Source organism: Dietzia sp. Die43 (genome assembly GCF_024519835.1).
Classification (GTDB): domain Bacteria; phylum Actinomycetota; class Actinomycetes; order Mycobacteriales; family Mycobacteriaceae; genus Dietzia; species Dietzia kunjamensis.
The window spans coordinates 1-8,164 of record NZ_JALJRF010000032.1; the positions used below are offsets into that span (position 1 = coordinate 1).

The window sequence follows — 8,164 nt, forward strand, 5'->3', positions numbered from 1 at the left end:
GCCCTCGTGCCCGCCGTGGTCTGCGTGGCCCTCGTGGCCACCATGCCCGCCATGGTCTTCGTGGCCCTCGTGCGCCTGGCGATCCGCGTGCTCTTCGTGGTCCGAGTGTCCACCGTAGCCCTGGTGTTCCTCGTGTCCTTCGTGGCCCACGTGCCCTTCGTGCCCTTCGCCATCAGCATTGTTCGCGTGATCGGACATCGAGGGCTCCTGCGCCCGTTCGCGGGCGTCGGTCCGGTGATGGGAAGTGTCGAGCAGGAGCGCAGTGGCATTGTCGAGGGCGGGAACCACCGCTCCGGGCGAGGCGATGCCGATGCGCACCCGAGGGCCGGGCATCTGCTCCCAGAGGCGGTTCGCCAGATCCGACAGCTCAGGGCCCGGCGCACCACACACGACGAGCACGTCCCCCTGAGCCGGACTACTGGCTATCCGCCACCCGCGACGGAGTAGCTGTTGCTCAAGCTCCATCCGAGTCGCCCACTGGCCCGGGGCCTCGACGACGAGCACCCGGGTGGCCTGGACGGCGAGGCGGGCGAGAAACGGGCTCAAGCCCATCGGAATGCGCCTTCTCGCCGTGCCCAGGCCACGGCGACTAGCAGGGCACCAAGGAACAGGAACATCTCCACCACCGCAGAGAGCCCCTTCTCGATCACCACCACGGCCCACGGGTACATAAAGAGCATCTCGACGTCGAAGGCCAGAAACACGATCGAGGCGAGGTACCAGCGTGCGTGGAACCGCGACAGGGCGTGCTCCTGCGGTGCCCACCCGGATTGGGCCGGCAGGACTGTCAACGGGTCGGAGGTAATGCTGGCCACGCGGTGGAGTGCATAGAAGAGAGCAACGACAGACAGCGCCACCAGAGCCACGGACACGATCCCTGAGGACATGACGGTCTCTCCCCTTTCTCGCTGTCGAACATCGAGGCCGGTCGCTGAGCGTTGGGAGTCACCTTAACGGATTACCGCGATCGATAATCTCGTTCCAGCTCGGCGGTCAGCCGTGACCGGGGCCGGCTCCGCAGAGCAGGAACACCCGCGTGTGGGTCCGACTGATGCGAAATCTCTGGAACCGGTTGGGCTCGACTGGGGGCGGGGTTGTCGTCGAAAGAAAGCGCACACCTCCGCGCGTCGCTGGCTACTCATCGAAGAACTGTCCACATTCCTTGACTAGACCAGTAACGTTCGAGAAATGGCCGGTCGTAGTTGATCGCCCGGTGAGGGTTGATTCCAGTCCAGTAGATGAAGTAAGTAGTGCGGTGTTGCATACGTCAAAGGAAGAGTCGGACGAGCCGCACACCCGGAGGCCTCACGCCGCCCACTGCGCGCAACCGGTTTCACCGCCGCCTCCGGCCGCGGGATCCGGGCCACTGTCGATGGCACCCAAATCCTCGTGGGTGGGCCGAACATGTTGCGCGAATTCAGTCTGACCATCCCGGGTGAGCTCACCGACATCACCGGTTCCTGGGCGCAGCGAGGCGCCGGAGTGCTCCACGTCGTCCGCGACGGTGAGATCATCGGTGCCGTGGCCGTCGAGGACAAGATCCGCCCCGAATCCCGCGCGGCGGTGCGCGCCCTGCAGGCCCGCGGGGTGAAGGTGGCGATGATCACCGGTGACGCCACCCAGGTCGCCCAGGCAGTGGGCAAGGATCTGGGGATCGATGAGGTCTTCGCCGAGGTTCTGCCGCAGGACAAGGACACCAAGGTCACCCAGCTGCAGGAGCGCGGTCTGAGCGTGGCCATGGTCGGCGACGGTGTCAATGACGCCCCGGCCCTGGCCCGGGCCGAGGTCGGTATTGCGATTGGCGCGGGTACAGATGTGGCGATGGAGTCCGCCGGGGTGGTCCTGGCGAGTGATGATCCCCGGGCCGTGCTGTCGATGATCGAGCTCTCCCATGCCAGCTACCGCAAGATGGTCCAGAACCTGGTCTGGGCGACCGGGTACAACATCGCGGCCGTTCCCCTGGCCGCCGGTGTGCTCGCCCCCATCGGTGTGCTGCTTCCCCCGGCGGCCGCCGCCATCTTGATGTCCCTGTCCACGATCATCGTCGCCCTCAACGCCCAGCTGCTACGCCGGATCGACCTGGACCCGGCTCACCTGGCTCCGACCGACGGGAAGGAGGAGAAGGCTGCTGTGAGCTCTGCAGCCCCCGTCCGCTGACTTTCAATCCTTCATCGACTCCCCCATACACAACCTCCGAAAGGGAACCCCCATGAAGCGCACCATCACCATCGCCGCTCTCGCCTTGACCTCCACCCTGGTTTTGTCCGCCTGCGCAGATAACACTGAGGGAGAAAACACCGACACCACGACCATCGCCACTACGTCCGCCCCCGACACCACCGAAACGACCGGGGCCACCACGGATCCTGAGACAGAGACGGGGGCGGCCGGAGAGGTCTCCGCCGAGCACAATGACGCGGACATCATGTTCGCGCAGATGATGATCCCGCATCACCAACAGGCCGTGGAGATGAGTGAAATCCTCCTGGCCAAGGACGATATCCCGGCCGAGGTCATCGAGTTCGCCCAGGGTGTTATCGATGCCCAGGGCCCGGAGATCGACCGGATGAATACCATGCTCGAGACCTGGGAAGAAGATCCGGTCACCGGTGATATGGGTGAGATGGACCATGGCGGGATGAGTGGAATGATGAGCGAGGAGGACATGACAGCCCTCGAGGACGCCCAGGGCACCGAGGCTGCCCGGCTCTACCTTGAGCAGATGACCGCCCACCATGAGGGCGCGGTCGATATGGCCCGCGATGAGGTCACTGATGGCCAGAACCCGCAGGCCATCGCTCTGGCTGAGCAGGTCATTGAAGACCAGGAGGCCGAGATCGCCGAGATGGAGCAGATGCTCAACGAGCTCTGAACAAGGACATTCCCCGACCACCCCAGATGAGAAACACGACCATACGACCATCGGGCCAAACCAGGATTTCCGGGAAGGACAATCAGCATGCCGAATAAAATCAAGGTTGCAGTAAACGGGTACGGTGTCATCGGTAAACGTGTAGCCGACGCGGTGAGAGCCCAGGAGGACATGGAACTCCTCGGGGTCAGCGACGTCACCACCGATTACCGGGTCGCCACCGCCATCACGCAGGGCATCCCGGTCTATGCCTCCACCGAAGAAGCCCACCAAGAGATGAGCGCTGCCGGATATCCCATCGCCGGGAAACTACCGGACCTGCTCGACAACGCGGATGTCGTGGTGGACTGCACCCCGTCCACCATCGGGGCCGGCAACCTCGACCTCTATCGCACCCATGGAGTCAAGTCCGTGTTCCAGGGCGGGGAGAAGCACAGTCTCACCGGCCACTCCTTCGTTGCCCACGCCAACTACAGTTCCACGCTTGGACGCGACACCACCCGCGTGGTTTCCTGCAACACCACCGGCACTGTCCGCACCCTTATCGCACTCCAGGACGCTGGATTGCTGTCCAAAGCGCGGGGAGTGCTTGTCCGCCGGGCCACCGATCCGTGGGAATCCGACCACTCGGGGATCATGAACACCATAGTTCCCGAAGGTCGTATTCCCAGCCATCAAGGCCCAGACGCCCAGTCGGTGGTCCCCGACCTGGATGTGGTGACCATGGCGGCCAAGGGAGCGCACACCCACAACCACCTGCATTTCTGGACCATCGAGCTAACCCGCCCGGCAGACACAGAAGAGGTTCTCGAAGCGTTGAAGGCGATGCCGCGGATCGCTTTCGTGCGGCGCTCCGATGGAATCGTGGCGGTCAACAGCACCGTCGAATTGATGCGAGATCTAGGCCGGCCACGGGGCGATATGTATGAGGTCGCCATCTGGGAAGATATCCTGACCGTGCAGGGCAATGAGTTGTTCTGGACGTACACGGTCGACAACCAGGCCATCGTCGTCCCCGAGAACATCGACGCAATCCGTGCCCTGGCTGGCACCGTGGAAGACGGTGATGAGTCCATCCAGCGCACCGACCGTGCCCTGGGGGTGCGCGCGGACTTTTTCTCACCTCTGCCCAACGGCTGATTCCAGCAGGAGACACCCACGGCGGTGCCCGACCCAGATCGCTCATGTCCGGGTCGGGCACCGCTGTATAAGCAGTTGATCAGGCGCACCGCGCCTTCTCGGAAGGCGTAGTCAGGTGCGTGAGGCTTCCGCGATAGTGCCGATTGTTTCATCCAGGACAGCGTCGAATTCGCGGTCGTCCTGGGTGACGGTGAGCCCTTCGGTCAGGGCGCGGGAGAAACTGGCGATTATTCCGGGGTTGCGTGCCAGGCGAGCGTTAGCTTCCGCGCGGGAGTAGCCGCCTGATAGTGCCAGCACCCGGATCACCCGCCGATGTTCCACGAGCTCGCGGTAGAAGTCATCAGTTTCGGGAAGCGTCAGTTTGAGGATGACCGCCTGGTCCTCCTTCAGCTGGTCGAGCTCTTTGCGCAGGGTCACCCGGAGCTGGTCTTCTACCTCGATCTTCCGGGGGCTGTGGATGTCGACCTCAGGCTCGACAATGGGTACCAGCCCGAACCGGAGGATCTGCTGAGCGATCGCGAACTGCTGCGCAACGACAGCGTCCACCCCCTCCCCGGGAAGCCTGATGAACGAGCGCATTTTGGTGCCGAACATGTGCTTGCTTACCGCACGCTCGAGCAGGTTGTCCAGATCAGGGAGGGGCTTCATGACCTGAGCCCCGTGGGTTTCTTCCGCCAGGCCCTTGTCAATCTTGAGGAACGGCACAATGTCTTTGACTTTCCACAGATAATCCCCTGTAGGCATTCCCCCGATGTCGCGGTCCATTGTGTCCTCGAACAAAATCGCCCCGAGGATCCGGTCACCGTCGAAACTGGGGCTGGTAATGATGCGCGTGCGCATCTTATGCACCAGACCAAACATCTCCTCCCCACTGGAGTAGGCGTCCTCGTTGATCCCATAAAGTTTCAGCGCTTTCGGGGTACTGCCCCCGCTTTGATCCAACGCCGCGATGAAGCCGGTACCGGCCCTGACCTTGTCGTATTTTCCTACGTCCATGAAACGTCCTTCCGCCTAGCGAGTTGTGACCATGTCGTGGAGCCCACTGTGCCTCGGTCCCAGGCAACTGTGCTCGTTGTCGTATCCCGGTACGGTTCCAGTCCAGTTAGGTAAATACCGAGGATCTGCGTCATGACGGTTCTTCCCCGGTGGTGCCCGGCCAGCGTGGGTCTTCGGCAGCTGTGCTCTCCGCCGAAGGGAACCGGTCATGCTCCTGGCTTCGGCCTGCTTGGTAGACATCATGGGTTTTCTCACCTGGTTAGGTCCGGGGTAGATTTGTTCTGCAGGCCGCGTCGTGCCTCGAATAGGTCCGTTGACTCCCCACCGGCGAGTTCCACATACGTTCCCGCGCTCCCCACGTAGATGGGTGGCGCAGTACTGGGGTGTAGTCGGATCAGGAGACTATCGATGCTCAGGGCAACATCGATCAGGTGCCCGCGGTACTGGATCTGAAATTCCACTTTTTCCAGGTGGGTAGGCAGTCGGGGATCGAAGGTGAGGGCGTTGGCTTCGGTCTGGAGACCGGCAAAAGAGCGGGTTAGGATATCCACCGTGCCCGCCATCGCACCCAGATGAATTCCTGCGCGGGTGGTTCCCTCCTGGGTGTCATCCAGGTCCGCGACCAGGGCTTCGCGGAAAAGGGCCCAGGCCCGGTCCTCGTTGAAGCGGGAGAGCACCGAGGAATGGACCACCCGGCTGAGTGTGGATCCTTCTGAGCTGCGGGACACGTAGTACTCTACGGTGCGTTTCAGGTCAGTTTCGGAGAAAGAATAACCGAGCCTGCCGAGTTGGTTGATGACACCGGTTGGTCCCAACAGATAGATGAGCATCAGTACGTCGGCCTGTTTGGCCAGTTTATACCGATTGGTGGTGTCGTTTTCGGCTTCCAGGATCAGGTCGAGCCGACCGATATTGCCGTACTTCGCCCAGTATCGCGGCCAGTCCAATTCAAGCAGGTCCTCATACCCGTCGAACTGACTGATGACCCCGTCGGCGTGGAAGGCGACGGTCAGTGCGCTGCCCAGCTGGGACCAGTGCTGGATCTCGTCGGGGGTGATCTGCAATCGGTCGGTGAGGTCATGCTCTTGGTGGCCGGCCAGTTCCCGGAGAGCATCAGCCGCCCGCTCACAGACCCAGGAGAGAAGAATGTTGGTGTAGGCATTATCGGTCAGGCCCGCTCCGGGATGATCCGGATAGCCATCGTGGTATTCGTCTGGCCCCATCACCCCGGTAAGGTGATATCTTCCGGTGGCGTCGTCGTAGGTGGCCAGTGAGGCGAACATCCTGGTTATTTCGATGATCAGTTCCGCTCCGCGGGTGGCCAGCCAGTCCCGGTCACCGGTGGCCTGAAAGTATTGCCAGGCGTTGTAGGCGATGGCGAGACCGACGTGGCGCTGTTGACTGGAGTTATCCGGCATCCACCGGGCGGATCGTGGATTGTAAAGCCACTGGGGTGTCTCCTCCCGCCCGTCGCTGCCGCTCTGCCACGGGAACAGTGCCCCCTTGAGACCCTGCGCCCGGGCGGCGGCCCGGGCAGCGCCCAACCGTTGCCACCGGTACTCCAGAAGTGTTTGACTTACCTGCGGGAGCCGCAGCCCGATAACGGGCAGGACGAAAAGTTCATCCCAAAAGATGTGCCCGCGGTATCCTTCCCCGTGCAGGCCCCGGGCTGGCACCCCGGCATCCAGCTCGGCGGTGTGTTCTGATATTGCCTGCAGCAGGTGGAACACGTGCAGGTTGAGGATCAGCTGGGACTGGCGGTCTCCGTCAAAGGTGACTCCGAAGCGATCCCACAGGCGACGCCAGGCTGCTTCATGGCTCTGGATCAGGATGTCGAAGTCGCCCTCATTTCGGGAGAGCTCGGTGAGTGCTGCTCTTCCCGGCGAGGCGATCGCTACATCCCTGGAGGTTACTACCGCCACGGTTTTGGTCATCGTGGCCGTTTCTCCGTCGACCAGCTGAACATCACAGTTCCGTAGGTATCTCCCGCCACCATTGTTAACGTCACTGGCCGTTACTCCCTGGCCAGGGAACTCTGTGCGCACCGCGAGGGCGATCCGAATCTGGCTCTGGTTGGTCTCCACCTCACTCAGGACGGTGTGGTCGTCTATGTCGGTGACGACGGCGTTCGTCAGGTGAGCCTGCCCGCTGCCGATGTAGTCACGGACGTTGGTGTTGGTGACCTGCGCATCAATTCCGGCCCGGATGCCGACCGTACCGCTGAACCCTTTTGCCGTCACAGTGGTTTGAAGCGCCGCCAGGTGGGGATTGTCCATCGAGACTAGCCGCCGCTGCACCACGATAAGCTGGGCGTTCCCGGGGCCGGTGAGGGTGGCCCGGCGGGTGAGCGTACCGCGGCGCAGGTCAAGTTCGCTGCGATCCTCGGAGACCTCCATCTCTCCGGTGGACCACCAGGGACCGTCGCCGATGCGGACGTCGACCGGCAGCCAGTTGGGGATGTTGACCAGGTGCTCTTCTTCCAGTTCGCGGCCGTGGATGATGCCGGTAGTTCGGTTGTAGACACCCGAGAGGTAGGTCCCCGGATAGTGGATCCCGTCATCGCGGCGCTCCGGACGCGCACCGCGCGTGGCCATGTAACCATTGCCCAGGGCGGTCAGAGCCTCCCGATGCCCCTCGTGGGCTGGGTCGAATCCCTCGTAGACCAGCAGCCAGGGATCGGTGCGCGATGCACCCAGATCCAACTGGCCGACACTACCCAGGACGACGTCGGCGCCCGCCGCGTCCAGTTGCTCCCGGTACCCGGCGTGGTCGATTCCTACCACCAGTCCGAAACCGCCGGCGTGTCCTGCCTTGACCCCGGACACGGCATCCTCGATGACCACGGAACGCTCCGGGGATACGCCGAGTCGACGTGCCGCCTCGAGGAACATCGCCGGATCCGGTTTGCCGGGCAAACCTTGATCTGCGGCCACCAGGCCGTCAACGATCACATCAAATGCCGGCTCCAGGCCCGCGGCCTCCAACAGAGCCTGCGCGTTACGGCTGGCTGTGACGAGGCCCACGGGGATGCCGCCGCCGCGCAGGCGTTCCAGCAGCGCCACGGTTCCGGGATAGACATCGACACCGTCACGGGCTAATGCGGCCCTTCCGGATTCAGAGTGCATTGATCCGATCCCGCAGCTGTCCGGAGTGAAT

The 8,164-nt window shown here is 62.9% G+C and carries 6 protein-coding genes and 1 pseudogene; 4 read left to right on the plus strand and 3 right to left on the minus strand.

Annotation, left to right across the window (positions count from 1 at the left end):
* Positions 1-447 (plus strand): hypothetical protein (locus tag NR111_RS17810; RefSeq protein WP_256821579.1); only part of this gene is annotated, 447 nt, incomplete at its 5' end.
* 95 nt (positions 448-542) lie between these two features.
* On the opposite strand, the gene NR111_RS17815 is transcribed toward NR111_RS17810, so the two are convergent.
* Positions 543-887, minus strand: coding sequence for an NADH-quinone oxidoreductase subunit A (locus NR111_RS17815; RefSeq protein ID WP_007626392.1), 345 nt, complete (start codon positions 885-887; stop codon positions 543-545).
* Positions 888-1,287: 400 nt separating this feature from the next.
* On the opposite strand from NR111_RS17815, the pseudogene NR111_RS17820 reads away from it, so the two are divergent.
* The 3 genes and pseudogenes from NR111_RS17820 to NR111_RS17830 all read left to right on the plus strand — a co-directional run.
* A pseudogene (locus NR111_RS17820) lies at positions 1,288-2,157 on the plus strand (HAD-IC family P-type ATPase); the annotation flags it as partial.
* Positions 2,158-2,209: 52 nt separating this feature from the next.
* Positions 2,210-2,872 (plus strand): DUF305 domain-containing protein, encoded by a 663-nt coding sequence (locus NR111_RS17825; protein WP_006840777.1) that lies wholly within the window; start codon positions 2,210-2,212, stop codon positions 2,870-2,872.
* 87 nt (positions 2,873-2,959) lie between these two features.
* Positions 2,960-4,012 carry a type II glyceraldehyde-3-phosphate dehydrogenase gene (locus NR111_RS17830; protein ID WP_206475235.1) on the plus strand — a complete coding sequence of 351 codons (1,053 nt, stop codon included), beginning with the start codon at positions 2,960-2,962 and terminating at the stop codon, positions 4,010-4,012.
* A 111-nt stretch (positions 4,013-4,123) separates the two neighbouring features.
* Here NR111_RS17830 and NR111_RS17835 read toward each other — a convergent pair whose 3' ends face one another.
* Together NR111_RS17835 and NR111_RS17840 are read right to left on the minus strand one after the other, a co-directional pair.
* Complete coding sequence (locus NR111_RS17835; RefSeq protein WP_018296925.1) at positions 4,124-5,008, minus strand: fructose bisphosphate aldolase; 885 nt, start codon at positions 5,006-5,008, stop codon at positions 4,124-4,126.
* A gap of 251 nt (positions 5,009-5,259) precedes the next feature.
* Positions 5,260-8,133, minus strand: coding sequence for an HAD-IA family hydrolase (locus NR111_RS17840; protein WP_256821580.1), 2,874 nt, complete (start codon positions 8,131-8,133; stop codon positions 5,260-5,262).
* Between the last annotated feature and the right edge of the window lie 31 nt (positions 8,134-8,164).